Genomic DNA, 2,072 nt, shown 5'->3' with positions numbered 1-2,072 from the left:
TGGCTAGCGCTGTGCTATCTGCTTTATCGCACGCTGCCCGAAGCTCTGTTCTGGTCGTGGATTGCCGCGATCGCCGCGCTGGTTGCGGTGGGGTTGTATTATCTACCGTGGGCTAGATGGGGCTGGCTAAACCGTCCGTGGCAGATTGCTGCCACGCTGCTTCCCGGTATCATGACGCTGCTAACGGCAGAGACGATCGCGCTTGCCCCGCTTTGGCTGGTGGCTGGCTTTTACGCGTGGCTGTCGGCTGTTGAACGTCGCGTTCGCCTCAGCTACCTTAGCCTGCTGCTGGCAGATTGGGGGCTGCTGCGGCTATTTTCGGACCGGAACGTTACGGAGCCGCTGTGGTACATGGCGCTGCTGAGTGGGTCGCTGCTGTTTTTTGCCCAAGTCGATCCGCTGCTGCGATCGCCCACTGCCAAGGAGACGCGACACTGGCTGCGCAGTTTTGCCACGGGCTTGTTTAGTCTGACGGCACTCTATCAATCAGACGCTAGCTGGGTGCAGGGGCTACTGACGATCGGGCTAGCCATTGGCATGATTTTTGCAGGCTTGGCGCTGCGCATCCGCGCTTTTCTTTACGTGGGTACGGCGACGTTTATGATCAAAGTGCTGCGGCAGCTGTGGCTGTTCGTGAACAATTACTCGCTGCTGCTGTGGGCGTTGGGAATTCTGCTCGGACTTCTGTTTATTTGGATCGCCGCTACGTTTGAAGCTCGTCGAACGCAGGTGGGCGCGCTCGTTCAGTACTGGCTGGCGGAACTGGAGCAATGGGATTAACGCGCTTCAGCCACTCAAACTCTGAACATTACTTGATCGCAGGCTGTTAATTGTCAGAACTGAAAGTTAAGGCTGTAAAACAAACTGCCATTCTTTTGCCTTCGGATTCCAGCGCGGCGTCTCCGTTTCACCCACCACATAAGGTCCCCAGTAGCGGCGCGACCCATCCTGAGCAAACGCAACCAGAATATCGCCCTTCTTCACTCGAATGCTGCGATCGGGCAGCGACACAAGCAGCCCCTTGGCTCCCCCTTCTTGCGGTGCAAAATCCCAGTGCGCTGGAAGCTCATAATTCACAGGCGTAGCCGCCCTTCTTGCCATCAGCACCACACGCGTCGGAAACTCAGTCGGGTTGCTGATTCGCAAACTACCTTGACGATTCGCAACAGCGGTGGATTGATTCCCTGGAATACTAGTCGCATCCGGTGAAGCGGACGCTTGAGCCGCAGGAACAGACGGTGCAGGGGCTGGACTCGGCGATGCATCGGGACGATCGCTGAAATCGGGCGATCGCTCAGCTTCTACCGGTGATATTGACGTTTGAGAGAAGCGGGCTGCCACAGCCCACGCGCTTCCTAAGAAAACAACAGCGGCTAGAGCTATGCCAACGGCAGGATGCCACTTCCGTTTCAGATCTCGCACTGGCTTCCCTGACATCGCTCTCGTCACCCTAACCCGTTACTCTATTAATAACAACAATCGATTTGAGTGGGCGAAGCAAAAATAGAGAGCAGACACGAGGGGTAGGCATGAGAGAGTCACCCGTTCTTTGTCCTCATCTCCTGTATCTCGCCTCTCCCTATTTTCCATGCAAAACACCCGCCTCAACACCTTAATTGATAGATCCCTCGATCGCCTCGTGGGCTGGCTACAAAATCCGTGGCGGCGGCTGTCAGTGCTGATTATCAGTCTTCTATTTGGAAATTTTTTAGGGACTGCCGTCGCCACTACAGCGGGACAGCGGGCAGACCTTGATGTGCTGGTTGCTGCCCTACTAGTGCTGATCAGCGAACTCGTTAGTCGCGTTGTATATCGCGATCGTAGGACACCAACGCGTAGCCTGCTAATGGAGCTGCTCAACGCCCTCAAAGTTGGACTCACTTTCAGCCTATTTGTGGAAGCCTTCAAGCTAGGTAGTTAGAGATTCGTTATGGTGGCTTTCGCTCCACTGAGGTGCACTGCAACCCCTCACCGAAACGGGGAGCCAGACGAACCTCTAGTTCCCTCTAGAGGATTAGCTATCCATTAGGCACAAGTACGTAAAAGTGTTACAGGACATGGACTAGAGGAAT

2 protein-coding genes and 1 pseudogene are annotated in these 2,072 nt (G+C 55.2%); 2 read left to right on the top strand and 1 reads right to left on the bottom strand.

Annotated elements, in window-relative coordinates; translation table 11 throughout:
* A pseudogene (locus H6F43_RS01025) lies at positions 1-780 on the top strand (DUF2157 domain-containing protein); the annotation flags it as partial.
* 66 nt (positions 781-846) lie between these two features.
* On the opposite strand, the gene H6F43_RS01020 reads toward H6F43_RS01025, so the two are convergent.
* The gene (locus H6F43_RS01020; protein ID WP_190340171.1) at positions 847-1,437 is read right to left on the bottom strand and encodes a hypothetical protein; all 591 of its coding nucleotides are present in this window, start codon (positions 1,435-1,437) and stop codon (positions 847-849) included.
* 151 nt (positions 1,438-1,588) lie between these two features.
* On the opposite strand from H6F43_RS01020, the gene H6F43_RS01015 reads away from it, so the two are divergent.
* Entirely contained in the window at positions 1,589-1,921 is a 333-nt protein-coding gene (locus H6F43_RS01015) for a DUF565 domain-containing protein (RefSeq protein ID WP_190340170.1), read from the top strand.
* Positions 1,922-2,072 lie beyond the last annotated feature (151 nt).

The sequence above is a fragment of the Leptolyngbya sp. FACHB-36 genome (genome assembly GCF_014695955.1).
GTDB lineage: Bacteria > Cyanobacteriota > Cyanobacteriia > Leptolyngbyales > Leptolyngbyaceae > FACHB-36.
This window is presented reverse-complemented; position numbering and strand designations above follow the sequence as displayed.

What these genes read in the sequence shown, in the direction of transcription:
- H6F43_RS01020 (WP_190340171.1), bottom strand. Translation starts at nt 1,437, where the DNA reads ATGTCAGGGAAGCCAGTGCGAGATCTGAAACGGAAGTGGCATCCTGCC.
- H6F43_RS01015 (WP_190340170.1), top strand. Translation starts at nt 1,589, where the DNA reads ATGCAAAACACCCGCCTCAACACCTTAATTGATAGATCCCTCGATCGC.